Genomic DNA, 21,624 nt, shown 5'->3' with positions numbered 1-21,624 from the left:
GTAAGACTTGTGGAAATTTTTCAAGTTGAACATGCACGTAAATGGATGAAAGCTACGAATGAAAGAATACAGGAAAAAAAGCAGGAGCTAACGGAGCTTGACCAGGCAATTGGTGATGGGGACCACGGCATTAATATGGCTCGCGGATTTCGGGAAGTAATGACCAAGCTTGATGGCGAAACCTATCAGCATGTTGCAGATGTAATGAAGGACGTGGCAATGACATTGATGTCCAAGGTAGGCGGTGCTGCGGGTCCATTGTATGGGACGGCATTTCTGAAACTATCAATGGCTTTCAAAGGGCAGGATGTCGATTACCCTCTATTCACCAAAGGAATGGAAGATGCAGTAGCTGGGGTGAAGCAACGTGGAAAGTCGGAGGTTGGCGAAAAAACCCTTGTCGACGTCTGGTCAGCTGTCTTAGAAAAGCTCCAGGAAAACGATCATTTTGATGGGAGTCTGATGCTTGATACAGCAAAAGCAGCGATGGAGAACACAAAAGAAACAATGGCAACTAAAGGACGAGCTGCCTACTTGAAAGAGCGATCAATTGGGCATCTTGATCCAGGATCTGTTTCATCATTTTATTTGTTTGAATCTCTTGCTGGTGTTATTCGTGAAGGAGTGTGATAGAGAATGGCTTACGCAGGTATTGTCCTGATTTCCCATAGTCCAAAGGTAGTTGAGGGAATTAAAGACATCATCAGGCAAGTAAACCAGGATGTGGCGATTGAACTTGCCGGCGGGACAGATGATAATCAAATTGGCACAAGCATTGACAAAATACTAAAAGCAATCGAGCGAGCCGATGAAGGTAAAGGTGTGTTGCTGGTCTATGATTTGGGAAGTGCTAAAATGAATGCGGAAATGGCAGTGGAAATGACTGATCGAGAACATATTAAGATTGTTGAAGCTCCACTGATTGAAGGGGCCTACGTTGCGTCAGTTGAAGCAGGAATGGGAAAATCGGTTGATGAAATTATTGCAACACTTGAGCGCGAATTTTAATGCTAAAATGGCTGTTTCAGTGTAGTTAATTGGGACAGCCAATTTTGTTTAAGACAAGCTTTGCGAAAGAGAATATAGCTAAGATATAACACGCAGGAATTTAAATTGACCATTTTCCTATGGGAATTTAAACAATTATGATATTCTCAGAACAATAATTTTTTTGAGGTGATCATTATCGCAGAACTTAATGGAATACTACCAGCTGTGAGGGATATGAAAGACTTTGAGAAATTGCTTACCAGCGATCATGAATACATCATTTTTTTGGAATCAAGACTTTCGCAAATTAAATCCCTTGTCAACTATTCCAAGCGCAACAATAAAAAAGTACTTGTACATGCGGATTTAATTCAAGGATTAAAGACAGATGACTATGGTGTTGAATTTATTTTCCGGGAAATAAAACCTGATGGGATTGTATCAACAAGAGGAAATGTCATTTCACTGGCAAAGCAGCATGATATTTTGGCCGTACAGCGAATGTTTGCTGTGGATTCCCATGCGCTGGAGAACACTATCCAGATCATCAATCGGGTAAAGCCTGACTATATCGAAATTATGCCTGGCATCATTCCAGCTTTAATTACGGAGGTGTCAGATCGGACAGGTATACCGGTGATTGCTGGCGGGCTAATTAGAACAGATGCAGAAGTACAACGTGCGTACGATTCCGGTGCCAAGGCGATTTCGACGTCTGACAAAGCACTATGGGGGCTTTGATTGCCCTGCCTTTGTGCGTTTGTTTTAACTTATCCAAACCATGTTAGCGACTGGTGTATATCAGGCTGAGAAGAGAAACCTTAACGGGAGCAGGGAACCATCAACCCGAGAGAAAGAATATAGATTGGAGCGTTAGAGCATTAACTCGAGCGGAAACATCAGCGTTATCGGAGAAAATAGATCACATATCACTACTATCTCTAAAGCCGAAACAAAAAACTGCCCGAATTAAATCAGGCAGTTCCATTCATTATAATGCTTTATCGTCAACAGATTCCAGCCATTCCTCAATCGTGTCAACAACCGACTCCACGCAACCTTCCTTAAACGGGGAGCGTAAATTTGCAGCTTCGACAAGTCCTAAGAATGATTTAGATCCGCCTAGTTTACATAAATGTAAATAATCCTTCCATGCTTCTTCGTGGCTTTCACGGGATCGCTTCCAGAATTGAAATGCACAAATTTGCGCTAGTGTATAATCGATGTAATAAAATGGCACCTCATAAATATGTCCTTGACGCTGCCAAAAGCCACCCGCTTCCAAATAATCATTTCCGTCATAGTCACGATGCGGAAGATAAATTTCTTCCAATTTCCGCCAAGCCTGTTTACGTTCCTCGGTTGACCATTCTGGATTTTCGTAAACAAGGTGCTGGAATTCATCGACCGCAACCCCGTATGGCAGAAACTCTAATCCGCCGGCAAGGTGTGAGTACTTATATTTATCGGTATCTTCTTTGAAAAATAGCTCCATCCATGGCCATGTAAAAAATTCCATACTCATCGAATGAATTTCTGCTGCCTCCGAGGTTGGAATTAAATATTCCGGAATACCGATGTTACGACTAGAGTAAAATTGAAAAGCATGACCTGCCTCATGTGTAAGCACATCAATATCCCCGGAGGTTCCGTTAAAGTTTGCGAAAATAAATGGGGATTGGTAGTCTTCGATGAACGTGCAGTATCCACCAGCCTCTTTCCCTTTTTTAGCTTCCAGGTCCAGCAAATGCCGATCAAGCATAAAGTCAAAAAATTCTTTTGTTTCCGTAGATAGTTCTTCGTACATTATCTTGCCGTTTTCGATAATCCATTCCGGAGAACCCTTTGGCTCGGCATTTCCACTTTTGAATTCAAATGGTTCATCATAAAACTTCAAGGAATCTACCCCGATTCGCTCCGCCTGTTTTGCGTAGAGCTTTGTCACAAGTGGAACGATTGAATCGCGTACCTGTTTGCGGAACACTTTAACCATTTCCGCATTATAGTCTACGCGCTGCATCCGTAAATAGCCAACATCAACAAAATTTTCGAAGCCGAGTGTTGTGGCAATTCCATGTCGTACTTTAACTAGTTGATCGTATATGGAATCAAATTTTTCAGCATTTTCCGCGATAAAGTTGGCACTTGCTTTGGCCGCCTGTTTCCGTATGGCACGATCCTTACTTTGTGTGAGTGGACCAAGCTGTGCTAATGTATATGTTTTCCCATTAAGTTCAATCTGAGCCGAAGCAACCAGTTTTGAATACTCTGATGTCAGTTTATTTTCCTTTTGCAATAAAGGTATGATCTCCTGTGAAAATGATTTAATTTCACAATCAGCTAGTTGAAAAAGCTGGCTTCCCCACTGGTTTTCCAGCTCTTCACGATATGGCGATTGAACCAATTCCTTATAGAAATCGGTGCTTAGACCCCTAATTTCCGGCTCCATTTCATCAAAAAAATCACGTTCTTCTTGGTAAAACGCATCATTGGTGTCAATTGATGCCCGAATATACACCAAATTGAATAAAGTTGATAGTCTGTCTCGAAACGCGTTGATTTCCTTAATAGCTTTTGTTGCCTCATCAACGGAAGCAGCGGTTATAAAATTATCAAGCAACTCGTTGAAAGACGCTTTTTCTTTTTCCAGGTTTGGCCGTTCATATGTATAATTTTCAAATGTCTGCATAATGTGCCCCCTTTTTAGTTAGATACTATTTCGACAAAGAGAAAAGAATTCCTGCTCTTTTACGAAATTTGCCGGCAATATATCGATGGAAAAGTAACATTGTTATAATGGTGACAAGAAGTATTGTTTTGAAATGGAAGGAGAATAAAATGAAAGCGAAATTCGAACTAACGAAGGAACAAAAGAATGAAATGGCAAAACGAATCAAGGGATATTTTGAGCGGGAACGGGACGAGCAAATTGGTGATTTGGCTGCACAATTGATACTTGAATTTTTCATCGAAGAGCTTGGCCCGATGTTCTATAATATTGCGGTCGAGGATTGTCATACTTATATGACGGAAAAGTTGGAGGATATGTTTGAAATTCAAAAGCGTTGAAATGTCGTTATCGGAAAATCCCTAGTACATTGGGATCTCATAAAACTTCGATTATGATGATAAGTAGAATTACTATATTCAACTGAGGGAGCCTGAAAGTGAATAAAAACATCACTTGCTAGTGTCGGCGTTGCAACAGGACTCCCGAGAACTTAGCCGGCCTCGGTCCTTTTTATCCTCCTTTTTGAACACGCTCTTTAATCGTGGCATTTAATGGCTGTCATTCTTTTTTACGCCCTTAAGACGGATACTTTTCCTAAGTTGATACATTCTAAACCTATAAGATCATGTTTAAAGGAAGGGTATTGGATGAATATAGCAAATGTGATGACAATTATCGGGTTTGTAGCAGTTGTTATCGTATTACTTGTGTTAATTATTATTGGGATATATTTATTTTTTGTTGACCGTACGCAAAAGCAGCACCCGGTACTAAGAAACTATCCAGTTTTAGGACGCGTGCGATACTTTTTTGAAAAAATTGGCCCGGAACTGCGTCAGTATTTCTTTAACAATGACAATGAAGGGAAACCATTTTCGCGCCGGGATTATCAGCATATTGTCAAAACAGCAAAATATAAGCGTGATGTAATCGGGTTTGGATCACAGCGGGATTTTGAGTCAGCAGGATTTTACGTACGCAACTCCATGTTTCCGAAACTTACGGAAGAGCTGAAAATGGACAGGGACACAAAGGTGACGACACAACGGTACTTGTTACTAAAAGACCCCCTGTTTACAGAACGAGAAGAAAAACTGGAAGAAAATGAATCCCTTGCCTATTTGCTTGAGGAGGATGATGCAATCGTCATTGGAGAGAATACGCGACAGCCTTTTATTGCCAAGGGACAAATCGGTATGTCTGCGATGAGCTATGGTGCGCTTGGAAAAAAGGCAATAACAGCACTGTCGGAAGGGTTGGGAATTGCCAAAGGTACATGGATGAATACCGGTGAAGGCGGCTTATCCGAACACCATTTAAAGGGTGGCGTTGACATTATCATGCAAATTGGCCCCGGGTTATTCGGAGTTCGGGATAAAGATGGCAGCTTTGACTGGGATGAATTGCTTGAGAAAAGTAAAATTCCTCAAATAAAAGCGTTTGAATTGAAACTGGCACAGGGGGCTAAAACACGTGGCGGTCATATCGATGGTGAAAAGGTAACCGAAGAAATAGCGAGAATCCGCAAAGTAGAACCATTTAAATCCGTCGATAGTCCGAATCGCTTTACTGAATATAGTGATATACCGTCCTTATTTCATTTTATTGAACGCATTCGTGAACATACCGGAAAACCTGTTGGTATGAAAATTGTGATTGGCAGTCCGGACGAAGCCGAAGAATTAGCCAAGCATATAAAAGATCTGGGAAAGAACCCGGATTTTATTACAATCGATGGTGGCGAAGGCGGGACTGGTGCATCATATCAGGAGCTGACTGACAGTGTTGGGCTGCCAATCAAATCATCACTCCCACTGGTGCATGAGGCATTAGTTAAATACGGCGTTCGTGACCGGGTAAAGATCATTGCTTCAGGTAAATTATTTTCTCCAGACAGGGTTGCAATTGCGCTGGGAATGGGCGCTGATCTTGTTAACGTAGCACGCGGGTTTATGATTACGGTCGGCTGTATTCAAACATTAAAATGTCAATCCAATGTCTGTCCGGTCGGTGTTGCAACAACAGATCCGGAGCTGCAAAAAGCTCTTGTTATTGATGAGAAAAAATGGCGAACAGCAAACTATGTAATTACGCTCCGAAAAGGATTATTCCGGATCGCTGCAGCAGCAGGACTTGATTCCCCGGTTAAATTTGCCAAGGAGCATGTTGTATACAAGGATGAAAAAGGTAATATTCAGCCATGGTAAAGCGCATTGAAACACGGGCGGTGAAGAGTAAGCATAAACGCTTCAAACATAACTTGAGTGCGCAAAAAAAGTATTTTGCACACCCAAGTTTATATTTAGATTATGCAGAGGCTGCTTCGCCAACAACTCGTTTTCTCTCCGATTCTTCAATCACAACACTTGCGGACGCATCACCGATAATATTTACTGACGTCCGAAACATATCCAGAATCCGGTCAACACCTGCAACAAGTGCAATCCCCTCCAAAGGCAGGTTAACAACTGCAAGTGTCATTGTTAACATAATTAACCCTGCACCAGGTACCCCTGCAGCACCAATCGAAGCAAGGGTGCCAATTAGTGCTACCGTCAGAATTTGCGTAAAGGAAAGATTTATGCCAAAATACTGGGCGACAAAGACGACAGTAATTCCTTGATATATTGCTGTTCCGTCCATGTTTATTGTTGCACCTAATGGTAAAATAAAGCTTGATGTCTCTTTTGACACGCCAAGGTTATCTTCCGTGTTTTTCATTGTAATCGGTAATGTTCCAGAACTGCTGCACGTGCTGAACGCCACCGCTGCAGCCGGAAAGATTCCTTTAAAAAACAGCAGCGGATTCATTTTGCCAAGTGATTTTACTGCAACTGAATAAACCACTGCAACATGGACGATACATGCAACAATTAGTGCAAGTATTAATTTTATCAATGGCAATAGAACGGTGAGGCCGTATTCCCCAACAACCGGTGCCAGTAAACCAAAGATTCCGATGGGTACCAGTTTCATAATTACACCGGTTATTTTATACATAACTTCGGCAAATCCGTCAAAAAACTGTTGAACCGTTGCTGCTTTTTCCCCAACAAGTTTAATGCCAATGCCGGTAAAGAGAGCGAAAAAGATAATTTGCAGCACATTAGCGGAAGCCAGTGCTTCGATGGGGTTTAGTGGGATAATGTTTAAGATTGTTTGCACAACACCGTCCGTTTCGCTTGGTTCAACAGCCGTTTCACTTACTTGCAGATCCATACCGCTTCCGGGTGAAAAGGTAAATCCGGCGATAAGACCGATTGAGATAGCTATAAAGCTTGTGATTAGATAGTAGGATATCGTTTTGCCACCTAAACGCCCTAATCTTTTAATATCTCCAGCGTTTGTGACCCCAACAATGATGGTTGACAGGATCAATGGTACGATAATGAATTTAATTAACCGGAGAAAGAAATCACCAAGCGGCTGAATATACGTGGTTTTATCGCCAAAAATCAAGCCGACGATAATTGCCAAAACAAAAGCCCCGACAATTTGCCAGATAAATCCTTTTTTCATCGAATCCCCCTTTAAAAGAATAGTTAAGTTTACATAATTACCTCCTTCCAGATCAGTCGTATTGCCAATGTAGCTGTCGTTGTCCTGACCCACACACGCCAGATCCGTTTGTAAAAAGGCGAGCAGCTATTAAAGAGGATAAAGGATAGCTAAGTACCTTGCTTGCCTTATTATCATTGTATTCATATAGGAGATGGAAAATTCAAATTTCTATGAAGCTAAAAAAGCAGCCTGAGGTAATCGCTGCTTTCATCATTCGCTATTAATAGGTATATTTTTACTTTAGGTAGGTGTTCCCGTCATATTGTTCAATTTTTCCATCCTTCATAAGTTTGCCTAGTGCACGTTTGAATGCCGCTTTGCTGATTTGAAATGTACTACGTATATCTTCAGGATCACTCTTGTCACTAAACGGTATAATGCCACCTTTTTCTTCCAAGTGGGATAAAATTGCTTCAGCATCTTCGCTAATACTGTCTTGTTTTAGTGGGCGGAGCGAAATATTTAGTGTACCATCATCTTTTACTTCAATTACACGTCCGTTTACCCATTCTCCAAGACGTGGTTCCCTTTTTCGTTCTGTGTGATGGATGAACCCGCGATAGCCCTCATTCGTAATAACTGCCGTTCCTTCTTTGCTGGTTCGGTATACACGTCCGCTAATTGGTGTATTTAACACATTTTCCGGAGCTAATTCCCATTCCCTGGCAAAGACACCCTCAGTCGCTGGAATTGCGAGTAAACGTCCTTTGCGATCTTTCCCTAACGTAACGTACAGCATATCACCGGTTTTGGGCCATACAGTTTCAAATAACGGCAGCTCATCCTTCGAGACAAGTATTTCTTTTGCAATGCCAATGTTGACAAATGCACCTAAATTCGGAATTACTTCTACGACCTCTGCCCAATCATATGTATCCATTCGGATTGATGGGAGATGTGTCGTTGCAACCGTTTGTCCTTTTTTATCCAGATATAAAAATACCTCAACAGGCTGACCCTGCTCCAGTTCATGTTCTGTTTCATTATGATGCATGAGCACCTCATTTGTATTTTTTTGTAATACATAACCGGTCTCGATTTTGCGCAGGACGGTCATGGTTTGAATAGTTCCGATTGGTAAAGTGTTCATCGTACAACCTACTTTCACTTATAAAGTTATGTAATTGGAAAAGGGGCACCTTCATGATTAAGGTACCCCTTTGATTACTAAAGTAACACATAAGCTTTACATTTTATTTTTTGCCCGAAAATGATCGGGTGGGAATTCTTGTTATTGTTAATCAATTGATGCTAATTTACGTCGTGAGAAATCTTAGTTTTGTTCAGGAATTCACTCATGCCGCGGTCTTGTTCCACTGGGTGTTTTCTAACTTAAGCAACGTCAGCCCTACCTGCTCTGACGTCCTTGCGACCCCTTAGTCGCGCCAGTGTGAATAAGCATGGTCAAAAACATTACGTAGAATGCCAGTTTATCTTAGTTGTTACTTCTTATTTATAATCATCCCATATGTGTACTAGTATGTCAATAGATTAGTCATTTTTCTTGGCCATAGGTTAAATAACTGTTCTGCTGTATGAACTGCTATACTAATGTTTCGACTAAAAATTCTGCGTGTTGGTATATCATGGTGGTGTTAAGGTGTAAAAAGGATATAAATGCCGGTATGGAGCGATCATACCGACAGCGTATTCGTTTGATGCACGATTAAAATATTTTCTCCTCCACAACCTGATGATATTTATCCAGGATGGTCACTTTACTTGGTTTATTTTCCTTTGCTATTTGTTCTGCTTTTTCAATTGCATCATCTTTTGTAGCATACTCATTTGTTGGTGCTACATCTTCAAGCTTTACATACCAGGCAGTAACATCCTTATTTGGTGTGACACTATATTTATACATTTGCAACACTCCTTGTAACTTCTTGGTTAGTTTTCTATTCCCGAAGGCTGGTATAATAAAACTACCAAGGGGGGAATATGATGCATGAAGTACATGGCGCAATTGATACGGAAACCAGATGTCGTCATTATCACGGAGAAAATGATCGGATAGCAATAAAATTTTACTGTTGCGGGGAATATTTTGCTTGCTACAAATGCCATGTGGAAAAAGGCTGTGGATATACGAAGGTATGGCCGCAAGCTGAATTTGGTCGGCGGGCTGTTCTTTGTGGAGCATGTGGAACGGAACTGACAATTCAAGCATACTTGGATAGTGGTGCCTTATGCCCTGAATGTGGTGCAGGCTTTAATCCGGGATGTGCGCTGCATCAGCATTTATATTTTGAGACAGGTTGTAACATGCAAAATCGATCGGGAGCACTTCGGGATTAATCGAGAAGCAAACAAAATCGATCGAGCAATACATGAAATCGATCAGGAACATCCCGAAATTGATCAAGAACAACGTAAAACCGATCGAGCAACAAGGAAAGAAAAAGAAGGCATAAGTTTTTCCAGATCAAGAAATTAACACACAAAATACAATGAAATTATCAAAAAGCGCAAAACGCTGTCTGTCATTCCTGAAATCCTTATAAATGGAGTGCTATAATAAGCGAAACACTTGAAAAATGCAGGGAATATAGTATTAAATTAACTTGGAACCTTATTTTAAACGGGGAGGGAAAAAGTAGTGGCTTTTGTAATACTGGAACCATGTGGCAAAGAGAAAGCAGCAGAATGTGTCAGCGTTTGCCCTGTTGATTGTATAGAGGAAGGTCCAGATCAGTTTTATATTGATCCGGATGTTTGTATAGATTGTGCAGCATGTAAGGCGGTTTGTCCCGTGAGTGCAATTGAAGAGGAATATGATCTATCGTCTGATCAAGAAATTTATTTGGAAAAGGCTGAGAATTTTTTCAGAGATCGGTAGCAAAAAGCGAACGGCTCAGATCCCATCACAGGAATCTGAGCCTATTTTGCTTTTCTTATTTTTATGATAAGGTTAGTAAGAGAGTGGGCAAACGCTTATAAATTGCGGTTGCCAATATTATATTTTAGGGAAAGATGGGGGAGAGAAAGATGGCAAGTAACCAAAAGGAGCTGGCTCAGGTTACCGGAAGTAAGCGCATACAGAGGCTGGATTTTCGTTTTGGAGCATTTGGGGCAGCAGTTCCCCTGATATTTTTCGTTGTCTGGGCAATAACGATAAGCGTGTTAAAGCTTTCGTCGGAAATCGGACTCGTGATGGGGGCGCTTATTGGACTGACACTCGGTTTGTTTTTTAGTAAAAGCAAATTGGCTGACTATGCGCAAGGTATATTTGATGGATTAGCACAGCCGGTTGGGGTTGTCGCAATTGTTGCCTGGTTTTACGCAGGGATGTTTGCGCAAATTTTACAAGTAGGAGGTTTAGTTGAAGGGCTTGTCTGGCTTGGTGGCGTTTCAGGAGTTGAGCTTCGATTTTTTCCACCGCTGTAGGAACTGGCTATGGTACAACGGTTGCGTTTTGTACCTTGATGTATCCTGCCGGTGTTGCGGTTGGCGGGGATCCGACCATGTTATTTGCAGCGATCCTGGCTGGCGCGGTGTTTGGTGATAACCTGGCACCTGTTTCCGATACAACCATCGTTTCCGCGACAACACAGGATGCCGATGTTCCGGGCGTTGTTCGCAGCAGGTTCAAGTATTCGATAATGGCAGCAATTCCTACTATTATTTTATTTGCCATATTTGGCGGTGGTGGAGATGTAGCCAATGCAAATCAGGAAGCACTAAATAAAATGATGGATTCAACTAACCCGACTGGATTGGTTATGCTGATTCCATTTGCACTCGTTCTTCTATTAGCATTAACCGGACAGCATCTGGTAACTTCGCTGACTTGGGGAATTATTGTTTCAATACCATTGATTGTTTTTATGAATTTGGGATCACTCGCAGATATTATTAGCTTTAATAAAGATTCCGATAATGTTATTTCAGGAGCTTTAGTGGACGGCATAATGGGCTATATGAATATGGCGATTCTGATTTTGCTTATCGTTGCCGCAGCACATTTAATGAAGCTTGGCGGCACAATGGCTGCAGTAACTGGTGCAATGGTAAAGTGGATTAGAAATTCAATTCGCCGTGCAGAACTTGCCATTTGGGGAATTGTTGCTCTCTTAAATAGTGCGATTACGATCAATACAGCTGCTGAAATTGCAGCTGCACCATTTGTCAAAGAGTTGGGTGAAAAGTATAAAATTCACCGTTATCGCCGGTCAAACATGCTTGATGCGGTAACATTAGCACTAGGATATATTTTTCCATGGGGGGCACCGGTATTACTTGGCTGGTCAACGATCAAACTAATGCAGGAAACGTATGACTGGCTGCCGGTTGTAACACCAACATCGGTTTTCCCGTTTGTTTTTCAAGGCTGGCTCCTGGTGATCGTCATGCTGGTTGCGGCAATTACAAGCTGGGGACTACGGTTTGAAGGCAAAAATGGGGAAGAATTAAAAGAACGGCCACGAGATTAAATACTTTCCGGCTAGTCCGAGGGGGGAACATGTTTCGTTCTCGCTCGGGTTTTTTAATGTCGAAATCTGCTTAAATACATAATTTTGCATGTGTTTTTTCTCATCTTTTAGGGTATTCATTCATATATACCAATGAAAGGATGGAAAACATGATACGAACCATATTAATGATAATTGGTGCAATTGTAGTGATTGGCTGGATCATTTCCCTGTTGTAATGTAATGGCGGCTGCCGGATAGGTTATATTAGCCTTTTTGGCAGTTCTCTTATGGTTAGAATGATCATGAAACTGCTTTAATGTAAAGGATTATATAGTAATGAAGCACAACATCGCCAGGGGTGCGGCGATGTTAATTAACAATTTATTGGTTAAGGGGCGTGGTCCCTTAAGTGAAGCGTGCAATCTCCAAGTATGGGAATCGCTAACTTTTACAAGAATCAATTTATACACGATCCTTTGCAGACTATATCATATTATAAATCCCCAGTGCTATTAATAAAAATGGTGGCAGCAGGGTCATTTTTTTCATCCATTTGCTATCGGATAAAAATATACCCATATGGATGCCGCCAAAAACCATTAATCCGCTCATGAATGCTACAAGGCTTGCCGTTAATAATGGTGAATAACCAAGCATTGCTGCACCTAATCCGGCTCCAAATGCATCTAGCGCGAGTGCAAACCCAAGTAAAATGGCTTCCTGGATCGAGATAACTCCCGATTGGTCCAGATCCGCCTGCTGTGGTTCTTTCAGTACCGATTTAAATTGGTTGAGCTGGGAAACACTATTTTCTGATGGATGAACAGTATCATCTGTTTTTGATCTTATCACATTCCACAAACAAAAAATTCCAATTGAGACTAAGATTAACCCGCCAATTATTTTTGCGGTATAAGCAGAAATATAAGAAGTTATCATGCTTCCAATTGTCATCGAAGTTAAAACGATAACACCGGAGCAAAGCATGATAATGAATAGGGCGATAAGCGGTACACGAATCCGGCGCATTCCATAAGCTATTCCAACGCCAAATCCATCCAAGCTAACCGCGATAACTAAGAAGAATAATCCTGTATAAAACAGCATATTTATCATATCCTTTATCAGCTTCTAAAAATATTGTATGGAAAACCGGCTTCATTGTGAGGCTTGCAGAAAGCCCATTTCCACAAACAAGTTAATGCTGAAATTTAGCTAAATTTTACACTCAGTCCATTTCACGGAGCTGCTTGGTTATATTATTGACAAGAAATACAGAGTGCCTTAAATTTGATTTATCCAAGAAAACATTTAATGTATAAGGGGATAAACGGGAACGTTTTAAACATGCACTATAAAGTGAATATACAAATGAGATGAACATACAAAAGGGATGTGAAGTGACATCATGATCGATTATTTTCTGGATCTAAATATTCTGATTCAGGTAACCATCGCCACATTGTTTACCTGGGGGATGACTGCTCTCGGTGCTGCGGTTGTTTTTACAAGCAAAAATATGAATCAAAAATTTCTTGATAGTATGTTAGGCTTCGCTGGTGGGGTTATGATCGCAGCGAGTTTTTGGTCCTTACTATCACCAGCGCTGGAAATGGCAGAAGATGGACCATTGCCAGGCTGGATTCCTGCAGCGATTGGTTTTTTGCTTGGCGGTTTTTTTCTATGGAGCGTTGACAAAATATTGCCCCATTTGCACCCGCGCGAACCTATGGAAAGTGCAGAGGGGATCCATCCTGAGAAAAAGAAACGGAGCACATTGCTTGTTTTTGCGATTACTTTGCATAATATTCCAGAGGGTCTTGCTGTCGGGGTTGCCTTTGGTGCGGTCATGGCTGGGTACGATTCGGCCTCATTAGCCAGTGCTGTGGCGTTAACGATAGGGATTGGTATTCAGAACTTCCCGGAAGGTGTCGCGGTTTCGATGCCATTACGCCGGGATGGGATGTCCCGGAGGAAAAGCTTCATGTATGGACAGTTTTCCGGTATGGTTGAACCGATATCTGCGATTATTGGTGTATTGGCCGTATCGTTTGTTCAACCACTGCTGCCATACGCACTAAGCTTTGCAGCCGGTGCAATGATTTTCGTTGTTGCGGAAGAAGTAATCCCAGGCTCCCAAGAAGAAGGAAATAAAGATTTAGCGTCAATAGCACTAATGATCGGCTTTACGGTAATGATGATTTTGGATGTAGCGTTGGGGTAGTCCTCCTTATTAATTATCGCCTTTTTACAGGCGATTTTTTTATTGCAGCTAAATAAGCTTATCAACAACTAAACAGAGTATAATACCCCGAACTTCAATACCGGCGGCAAGTTTGTCTCATATTACAGATTTTCTTTTAAAAACGCAATGACCTGCCTAAAAGCATCAACTACTACAGGCTTCTGCATATTCTGGTCAAAAGAGTGTTCGCCGTTAGGAATTGTAATCAATGTATTCTTTACACCAAAGCTGGTAAGTGCTTCACTCATTTTTACTGATTCCTTATATGGGACATCCTTATCCTTATCACCGTGCAGGAGCAGTGTTGCCGGATAATTAGCATCAATATTCTTGACTGGACAATAGGGGCGTAATTTTTCGCCTGCAATCAGCGGGTTGAAACCAGATACATACTCATTCCATTTTCCTTGCTGGCGGCAATACAAATAAATCGCATATCGTCGTTCAATTGGTACTTCAGACACGGGCTTACTTTGAATCAATTGCTTTGCCAGCGTTTCGGGAACTTGCTTCATTTTCATGAAATGCATAGATGGTTTCGTATACCAGTCGGCTATAATATCTCCATACCCATAAAAAGAAACGATTACTTTCGGTCTAACTTGAAATGTGCCAGACAATAGTGCTAGAAAACCACCCGCTGAACTGCCAATTACAGCGATTCTATCCTGGTCAAAATCGTATTCATCTTTTCCTCTTTCTTTTAACCAAATGAGCGCATCTCTAATATCCTCGGCAATTTGCGGTAATTTTGCTTCTGGTGCAAGCCTGTAGTCGACGGAACAGACATTAAATCCACCCTGATTATATAATGAAACTTGCTCTTCCATAATATCGTTTCTGCTTCCCCAGATTAGTCCACCACCATGTATATAGACAACAAGCGGGGCTTGCTTTTCTTCAACAGGATAGAAGTCCCCTTTGATTTCGCAACTGGTTGTGCTCTTATATATAAATGTCGTTTTCATTTTTCTATCACCTTTGGAATTGATTTTTATCAAACAGGATTTAGTATATCTATTTTTCAATTGATCGTCCAGTATTGACATTTGCTGCATTTTGCTTCAAAAGAATTATATTGGGAAGCTATTCCTATTGTGAACGTCAGGAACAAAATATGTGTTTTACCAACCACTTGACAGTATAGTCCACGTTCGTATTGGGAAAACAGAAGATTGTTCAACGTACTCAAAAACAAATAACAAATTTGTTCAAATCGAACAATTACTTTCAAACTGTAATTAGGTATAATGAAGGGCGGTAAATGCTATGTTTAGCCTTAGCATCTAGTACTAATATAAATCTCTTTCATAATAATGAGAAAATTTATATGATTTGTCTCATGCCATTAAATAAATAGAGTATAGAAAGGCCCTTACCGAGTAGCTTTGACACTAGTGGGAGAAAATTGGGGAAAAACAGCGGTATTTTAAGAAAATCTAAATTTCTAGAGGGAGGAAGAATTGCATGGAGTCTAAAATAGCTGCATATTCAGGGAAGGCTGTTCAGGAAAGGCTGGAATGGTTAGGGCAATTTGGCAGTGAGCCTAATGGCGGAGTTTCTCGCTTACTATACAGCAAGGAATGGATGGAAGCACAACAATCATTAAAAAAACTTTTTGCAGACGAAGGGCTTACAGTACAGTTTGATGAGATCGGCAACTTGTTCGGAAGGCTGGAAGGAACAACTTATCAAGATGAGACAATACTGACAGGCTCACATGTTGATACCGTTAAAAATGGTGGGTTATATGATGGACAATACGGTATTATCGCCGGCTTTCTTGCGCTAAAGTATTTGCAAGAAAAATACGGTGCCCCACTTCGTAATTTAGAAGTAGTATCGATGGCAGAGGAAGAAGGAAGCCGTTTTCCGTATTCTTTTTGGGGATCTAAAAATATTATAGGACAAGCGAATCCTGAAGATGTGAAGGGTATAAAAGATTTTGATGGTGTCTCTTTCAATGATGCTATCCATCAAGCCGGTTTTGATTATAAGGAAAATCCAATGAAAGTTCGTGATGATGTAAAGTCGTTTATCGAAATTCACGTAGAACAGGGAAATGTATTGGAAACAGAAGGGAAATCGGTTGGGATCGTTCAACATATTGTCGGCCAGCGACGCTATACAGTTACCGTGAATGGTCAAGCAAACCATGCTGGTACCACTCCGATGGGATATCGAAAAGATGCGATGAATGCTGCTTCCCGGATGGTTTGTGCAATTAATGATCTGGCGGTAGCTGAAGGCGATCCATTGGTAGCCACAGTCGGGAAAATGATCCTTGAACCGAACACCGTTAATGTTGTACCGGGAAAAGCGACTTTCACGATTGACATCAGACATACGGAGAAAGATGCACTTGTCAATTTCACAAATGAGGTCGAAGCGAAGTTACGTGAAATTGCTGAACGTACTGGTGTTGTCATCGACATCGCCATGTGGATGGATGAAGATCCTGTTCCGATGGATCCAAACATAGTAAGGGTTATACAGGAACAGTGTGAGAAAAATAACCTTGATTATAAAATGATGCATAGTGGTGCGGGGCATGATTCGCAAATTATTGCACCAGCCATACCAACAGCAATGATTTTTGTACCAAGCCATAATGGGATTAGCCACTCACCTGATGAGTATACAAATCCTGAACATCTGGCTGAAGGAGTTAACGCTCTGATTTGTGCGCTCTATGAATTAGGTTATAAGGAATAACCAGTTTTTCAAATTAATAATAACAATAAGCTTGGAGTGAAAAATGTGCTATATACTGTGATTAAAAAGAATTTATACCAGGATTCCGTCAGCTTGATGTTATTGACGAATCATCTGTCTTCAATCAATGGTGTCAATCAGATTCAAGTTATGATGGGGACACCAGCCAACAAAGATATTTTCAAAGGTTCCGGCCTATACACAGATGAGCTGGAAGAGGCAAACCCTAGCGATCTTTGTATTGTAGTAAATACGGAAGATGAAGGTACGGTTGATCAGGTAGTTGAGGAAACCGATAATTACTTGTCAAATCAATCCCAAGAATCGCAACAAAGCTCCATCCCGGTTGTTCGTACTTGGGAAATGGCAGAAAACAAATTACCAACCGCTGACGTTGCCTTGATTTCTATTGCGGGTGAGCATGCGCCGGCAGAAGCAAATAAAGCGCTTGATCGTGGCCTGAACGTATTTATGTTTAGTGATAATGTCAGCTTTGAGGATGAACTGCAGCTGAAGCAACGGGCACAGGAGAAAGGGCTGATTGTGATGGGCCCTGACTGTGGGACGGGAATTCTTGATGGCGTTCCAATGGCGTTTGCTAATGTTGTTGAAAAAGGAAATATTGGTATTGTCGGTGCATCTGGTACAGGTATTCAAGAAGTCTCGACAATTATTGGTCGAAATGGCGGTGGTGTTTCACAAGCTATAGGTACCGGTGGTCGTGATCTCTCATCGGAAATTGGCGCGATTACAACCATTAGAGGATTAAGAGTGCTAGATCAAGATCCGGAAACGGACGTGATAACGTATATTTCGAAACCGCCAGCTCCAGAAGTGCGGGAGAAGGTTGCCGAAGTATTTAATACATTATCGAAACCAGTTGTAGCTATTTTTATGGGTGATAAACCGAAAGAAGCACATGGTAATGTTCATTACACGTGGACATTAGAAGATACCGCGTTAAAAGCATTGGAATTAGCTAAAAAATCAACAACGATTGATTTTGCAGCGAATGAAGACCTGGCTAAAATGAAAGAGAATAATAAGCAGCGTTATATTAAAGGATACTTTTGCGGTGGAACATTGGCGCATGAAGCTGCAATGATCGTAGAAGATGCCTTTAATCTTGAAGGAGAGACAGAGCACACGGATGGAATGATGCTTCATTATGAAGGGCATGAAGTCATTGACCTTGGTGACGACGCTTATACAGAAGGCCGTGCTCATCCAATGATTGATCCAACTTTGCGTGTAGAAAAAGTAAAAGAAGCTGCTAAGGATCCGGAAACCGCCGTTATTTTACTCGATAATGTAATTGGTTATGGTGCACATGAAGATATGGCTGGCGTGTTTGCACCAGTTGTTCAGGAAGCGAGAGAAACAGCTGCCAAAGATGGCAGAGCATTTGTGGCAATAGCTTCGGTAACCGGTACTGCAGATGATCCGCAAGTATATCAGGATCAAGTCGATAAACTGGAAGCTGCTGGAGTTATCGTCACAGAAAGTAATGCACAAGCAACAAAGCTGGCTGTTGAGGTCGTCAACTACTTAAATGGTGAACAGTCAACTTCAACCTCTATCACTCAAAATAGTAAAGCAGATGAAAATGATAAGGTTGCGGAATTAATTGCAAGTAAGCCGCGTGTGATTAATGTTGGGATGAAAAGTTTTGCTGAAGCCATTTTGGAACATGGTGGCGAAGTTGTCCAATACCAATGGGCACCGATTGCAGGCGGAAATAAACGTTTAGCTAAAATTTTAGAAAAACTTAAGTAAGTAAATGCGAATAGGAGGATTATCATGAAGTATCAATCAATTCAAGAAGCGAATGAAGCAGTTATCCAACAAGTATTGGAATCTCAACCATTTTTATTAGATGTCGTCCCAGCAAAATCAGTTATCCCAGAATTGAACGGAAAAGTTTTAATGCATGCTGGACCGCCAATTAAATGGGGAAATATGACAGACCCAATGCAAGGCTCGTGTATCGGTGCAACATTGTTCGAAGGTTGGGCTGATAATGAAGATGACGCAAAAAAAATGCTGGAAGCCGGGGATATCAAATTTATTCCATGCCATTCCGTAGATGCTGTTGGCCCAATGGGCGGGATTACGTCAGCCAATATGCCAGTTGTAGTCGTTGAAAATAAAGTGAATGGAAAACAAGCATACTGTAATCTGAACGAAGGTATTGGTGCAGTACTTCGTTTTGGTGCATACAACAGTGAGGTTATTAATCGTCTGAAATGGATCAAGGATGTTCTTGGACCTGCACTTTCTAAAGCATTGAAACAAATTGACGGTGGCATGAATGTGAACGTACTTGTAGCGAAAGCTATTACAATGGGGGATGAATTCCACCAGCGCAACATTGCAGCTTCAGCACTATTCTTGAAAGATATTGTTCCATACCTGTTAACTGCAGACTTGCCAGAAAAAGAATTACAAGAAGTTACTAAATTCTTGGCTGATACGGACCAGTTCTTCCTGAACATCATGATGGCGACAGCTAAGGTTACGATGGATTCTGCAGCTACGATTGAAGAGGGAAGTATCGTAACAGCTCTATCCCGCAACGGTTATGAATTCGGAATTAAAGTAAGTGGTTTAGGTGATCAATGGTTCACTGCCCCAGTAAATACTCCAGATGGATTGTACTTTAGTGGTTACAGTGCTGAAGATGCAAACCCTGACATGGGTGACAGTGCTATTACCGAAACTTATGGTGTTGGTGGTATGGCAATGATTGCTGCACCGGGTGTTACGCGTTTCGTAGGTACAGGCGGGTTTAATGATGCCATTCAAACAAGCGATGAAATGCGTGAAATTTGTATTGCTAATAACCCGAATCTTTCCATTCCAACTTGGGATTTCCAAGGGGCTTGTCTGGGGATTGACATTCGTAAAGTTGTGGAAACTGGCATTACTCCAGTTATTAACACTGGTATTGCTCATAAAACAGCAGGAATTGGTCAAATTGGTGCAGGAACGGTACGTGTTCCACTGGGATGTTTTGAAAAAGCGTTAGAAGCTCTAGCAGAAAAATATGGCGTTGAAGCAGACTGAACGAGTATATAAAATACTAGGTTTCGTTGTGTGCAGCCGTATCAATAGTACCGTACACAGCAGCTTATTATGTTGAGTTGTATATAGAAAGAGGTTTGGGGAATGAGTAAAACAATTGTTGTTGCATTAGGTGGTAATGCCATTTTGCAACCAAAACAAAAAGGCACATATGAGAATCAATTAGAAAATGTAAGAACGAGCAGCAAGTTTTTAGCTAAATTGATCAAAGATGGCTACAAGCTTGTTGTGACACATGGTAATGGGCCACAAGTTGGTAACATTCTTCGGCAAAATGAGGAAGCGGAGGACGTTGTTCCACCAATGCCTTTAGATGTATTGAACGGGGAATCACAAGGTTTTATTGGTTATATGATGATCCAATGTCTGCAAAGTGAGTTAAGAGCACTTGGCATTGATACACCAGTTGTCAACCTGATAACTCGTGTTGAGGTTTCTAAAGACGATGAGGACTTCAATGATCCTTCTAAGCCAATTGGTACATTCTATACAGAAGAAGAAGCAAAAAAACTGATGGATGAAAAAAACTGGAAAATGAAAGCCGATTCCAATCGTGGCTGGCGTCGAGTTGTTCCATCACCTCAACCAATTAATATTTTGGAAGCAAATGCAGTGAAACAACTTGCTGAAGCAGGTAATGTTGTTGTTGCCAGTGGTGGCGGCGGAATCCCGGTTATCAAAACAGAAAATGGGGATTATGAAGGTATTGAAGCGGTTATCGATAAAGATCGCAGCGGTTATAAACTTGCCGAGGAAGTTAATGCTGACATATTCATGATTTTGACCGATGTGGAACATGTATTTGTGAACTTTGGTTCGCCAGAGCAAAAAGCATTGAAGGAAACTTCGGTTAATGAACTTGAAAAATATGTGGCAGAAGGACAATTCAGTAAAGGCAGCATGGGTCCAAAGGTAGAATCTGCGCTAAAATTTGCTAGAAAAGCTGGTACTTCTATCATCTGCTCATTAGAAAAAGTAGATGAAGCCGTTCGTAGTGAAAGTGGTACAATTATTTCCAAGTAGTTAAAAGCTAATGAAGTATAACATGATACTATTGAGAGGGAGCGATTTTTAATGGGTTATCCAAATGATATTTTAACATCAAGAGCTGTAGTAAAACCTGGCAAATATATGATTTTACCACCAGAAGGCTTGGTAAATAACGTTGTCCCAGGGTTTGAAAATGTATCGATGAGCATTTTGTCATCCCCTAAAACCGGTGCCAAGTTTGTTGACTATGTGGGAACCTTCCATAAAGACGGCAAAAATAAACAAGGTTTTGGCGGACAAGACGATGTTGAAACATTTATTTATGTACTGGGAGGTAAGCTGAAAGCATGGGCTGACGAAGAGGAATTCACACTTGAACAAGGTGGATATTTATACTGCCCGCCATCTGTAACCATGTATTTGGAAAACCTGCGAGATGGAGATTCAAGATTCTTCCTTTATAAGCAAAAATATACCCCGTTAGAAGGTCATACGCCATGGGTATATGCTGGGAATTCAAATGAGAATGAAGAAGTAATTTATGACGATATGGAAAATGTTCATATTCAAGATCTGCTTCCAACCGATATTGCTTTCGATATGAACTTCCATATTCTTACTTTTGATCCGGCGGCAAGTCATCCATTTGTTGAAACACATTATCAGCAACATGGAGCATACCTGTTATCCGGAGAAGGCATGTACAATCTTGATAACGAATGGATCCCAGTGAAAAAAGATGATTACATTTTCATGGGTACCTACTGCTTGCAGGCTGCTTATGCAGTAGGCAGAGAAAAATTATCATACGTTTATTCCAAGGATTGCAACCGAGATGCGTCTCTTTAATAGAGTTCAAAATGAAGATAAAAGGCACTGAGAAGTTGAAGGTG

Annotated in this window: 21 protein-coding genes; 15 read left to right on the top strand and 6 right to left on the bottom strand. The window is 41.1% G+C overall.

The window, feature by feature from the left end; all coding sequences use genetic code 11:
- Positions 1–9: 9 nt before the first annotated feature.
- From dhaL to IEX12_RS07000, 3 genes are all read left to right on the top strand, one after another.
- Positions 10–630 (top strand): dihydroxyacetone kinase subunit DhaL, encoded by a 621-nt coding sequence (gene dhaL, locus IEX12_RS07010; RefSeq protein WP_230856227.1) that lies wholly within the window; start codon positions 10–12, stop codon positions 628–630.
- A gap of 6 nt (positions 631–636) precedes the next feature.
- Complete coding sequence (gene dhaM / locus IEX12_RS07005) at positions 637–1,008, top strand: dihydroxyacetone kinase phosphoryl donor subunit DhaM (protein WP_088052847.1); 372 nt, start codon at positions 637–639, stop codon at positions 1,006–1,008.
- Positions 1,009–1,185: 177 nt separating this feature from the next.
- The gene (locus IEX12_RS07000; protein ID WP_088053557.1) at positions 1,186–1,731 is read left to right on the top strand and encodes a glycerol-3-phosphate responsive antiterminator; all 546 of its coding nucleotides are present in this window, start codon (positions 1,186–1,188) and stop codon (positions 1,729–1,731) included.
- Between the two features lie 250 nt (positions 1,732–1,981).
- On the opposite strand, the gene IEX12_RS06995 is transcribed toward IEX12_RS07000, so the two are convergent.
- On the bottom strand, positions 1,982–3,679 hold the full coding sequence (locus IEX12_RS06995) for a M3 family oligoendopeptidase (protein ID WP_102414841.1): 1,698 nt from the start codon (positions 3,677–3,679) through the stop codon (positions 1,982–1,984).
- 149 nt (positions 3,680–3,828) lie between these two features.
- Here IEX12_RS06995 and IEX12_RS06990 point away from each other — a divergent pair, with 149 nt between their 5' ends.
- Together IEX12_RS06990 and IEX12_RS06985 are read left to right on the top strand one after the other, a co-directional pair.
- Complete coding sequence (locus IEX12_RS06990) at positions 3,829–4,059, top strand: DUF2164 domain-containing protein (RefSeq protein ID WP_102414842.1); 231 nt, start codon at positions 3,829–3,831, stop codon at positions 4,057–4,059.
- Positions 4,060–4,368: 309 nt separating this feature from the next.
- Positions 4,369–5,928, top strand: a complete 1,560-nt coding sequence (locus IEX12_RS06985) for an FMN-binding glutamate synthase family protein (RefSeq protein WP_088052850.1) — start codon at positions 4,369–4,371, stop codon at positions 5,926–5,928.
- Between the two features lie 100 nt (positions 5,929–6,028).
- Here IEX12_RS06985 and IEX12_RS06980 read toward each other — a convergent pair whose 3' ends face one another.
- From IEX12_RS06980 to IEX12_RS06970, 3 genes are all read right to left on the bottom strand, one after another.
- Positions 6,029–7,240: a dicarboxylate/amino acid:cation symporter gene (locus IEX12_RS06980; protein WP_102414843.1), complete on the bottom strand. Its 1,212-nt coding sequence runs from the start codon at positions 7,238–7,240 to the stop codon at positions 6,029–6,031.
- 277 nt (positions 7,241–7,517) lie between these two features.
- Positions 7,518–8,372: a CvfB family protein gene (locus IEX12_RS06975; protein WP_102414844.1), complete on the bottom strand. Its 855-nt coding sequence runs from the start codon at positions 8,370–8,372 to the stop codon at positions 7,518–7,520.
- Positions 8,373–8,948: 576 nt separating this feature from the next.
- Entirely contained in the window at positions 8,949–9,146 is a 198-nt protein-coding gene (locus IEX12_RS06970) for a DUF2188 domain-containing protein (RefSeq protein WP_102414845.1), read from the bottom strand.
- A gap of 80 nt (positions 9,147–9,226) precedes the next feature.
- Here IEX12_RS06970 and IEX12_RS06965 point away from each other — a divergent pair, with 80 nt between their 5' ends.
- The 4 genes from IEX12_RS06965 (at position 9,227) to IEX12_RS06955 (ending at position 11,715) form a co-directional block, all read left to right on the top strand.
- A complete protein-coding gene (locus IEX12_RS06965; protein ID WP_308777465.1) occupies positions 9,227–9,580 on the top strand; it encodes a CHY zinc finger protein in 354 nt (117 codons plus the stop codon).
- Positions 9,581–9,881: 301 nt separating this feature from the next.
- Entirely contained in the window at positions 9,882–10,121 is a 240-nt protein-coding gene (locus tag IEX12_RS06960; protein ID WP_088052855.1) for a ferredoxin family protein, read from the top strand.
- Between the two features lie 149 nt (positions 10,122–10,270).
- Positions 10,271–10,669 (top strand): Na+/H+ antiporter NhaC family protein, encoded by a 399-nt coding sequence (locus tag IEX12_RS23675; RefSeq protein WP_308777464.1) that lies wholly within the window; start codon positions 10,271–10,273, stop codon positions 10,667–10,669.
- Positions 10,670–10,707: 38 nt separating this feature from the next.
- Positions 10,708–11,715 carry a Na+/H+ antiporter NhaC family protein gene (locus tag IEX12_RS06955; protein ID WP_308777471.1) on the top strand — a complete coding sequence of 336 codons (1,008 nt, stop codon included), beginning with the start codon at positions 10,708–10,710 and terminating at the stop codon, positions 11,713–11,715.
- A gap of 465 nt (positions 11,716–12,180) precedes the next feature.
- Here IEX12_RS06955 and ytaF read toward each other — a convergent pair whose 3' ends face one another.
- Complete coding sequence (ytaF, locus tag IEX12_RS06950; protein ID WP_155555288.1) at positions 12,181–12,804, bottom strand: sporulation membrane protein YtaF; 624 nt, start codon at positions 12,802–12,804, stop codon at positions 12,181–12,183.
- 301 nt (positions 12,805–13,105) lie between these two features.
- Here ytaF and IEX12_RS06945 point away from each other — a divergent pair, with 301 nt between their 5' ends.
- Positions 13,106–13,921 carry a ZIP family metal transporter gene (locus IEX12_RS06945; protein ID WP_155555289.1) on the top strand — a complete coding sequence of 272 codons (816 nt, stop codon included), beginning with the start codon at positions 13,106–13,108 and terminating at the stop codon, positions 13,919–13,921.
- 122 nt (positions 13,922–14,043) lie between these two features.
- Here IEX12_RS06945 and IEX12_RS06940 read toward each other — a convergent pair whose 3' ends face one another.
- Positions 14,044–14,910, bottom strand: a complete 867-nt coding sequence (locus IEX12_RS06940; protein ID WP_188724847.1) for an alpha/beta hydrolase — start codon at positions 14,908–14,910, stop codon at positions 14,044–14,046.
- Between the two features lie 499 nt (positions 14,911–15,409).
- Here IEX12_RS06940 and allC point away from each other — a divergent pair, with 499 nt between their 5' ends.
- The 5 genes from allC (at position 15,410) to allE (ending at position 21,580) form a co-directional block, all read left to right on the top strand.
- Complete coding sequence (gene allC, locus IEX12_RS06935; protein ID WP_155555291.1) at positions 15,410–16,657, top strand: allantoate deiminase; 1,248 nt, start codon at positions 15,410–15,412, stop codon at positions 16,655–16,657.
- Positions 16,658–16,702: 45 nt separating this feature from the next.
- Positions 16,703–18,433, top strand: a complete 1,731-nt coding sequence (gene fdrA / locus IEX12_RS06930) for an acyl-CoA synthetase FdrA (RefSeq protein ID WP_188724846.1) — start codon at positions 16,703–16,705, stop codon at positions 18,431–18,433.
- Positions 18,434–18,457: 24 nt separating this feature from the next.
- Complete coding sequence (locus IEX12_RS06925; RefSeq protein WP_188724845.1) at positions 18,458–19,723, top strand: YlbE family protein; 1,266 nt, start codon at positions 18,458–18,460, stop codon at positions 19,721–19,723.
- Between the two features lie 102 nt (positions 19,724–19,825).
- A complete protein-coding gene (gene arcC / locus IEX12_RS06920; protein ID WP_188724844.1) occupies positions 19,826–20,764 on the top strand; it encodes a carbamate kinase in 939 nt (312 codons plus the stop codon).
- A 51-nt stretch (positions 20,765–20,815) separates the two neighbouring features.
- On the top strand, positions 20,816–21,580 hold the full coding sequence (gene allE, locus IEX12_RS06915; RefSeq protein ID WP_188724843.1) for a (S)-ureidoglycine aminohydrolase: 765 nt from the start codon (positions 20,816–20,818) through the stop codon (positions 21,578–21,580).
- Positions 21,581–21,624: the final 44 nt, after the last annotated feature.

Source organism: Lentibacillus populi, from assembly GCA_014642895.1.
Taxonomy (GTDB): Bacteria; Bacillota; Bacilli; order Bacillales; family Amphibacillaceae; genus Lentibacillus_C; species Lentibacillus_C populi.
The sequence above is the reverse complement of the archived record's forward strand: the minus strand, read 5'-3'. Positions and strand labels throughout refer to the sequence as shown.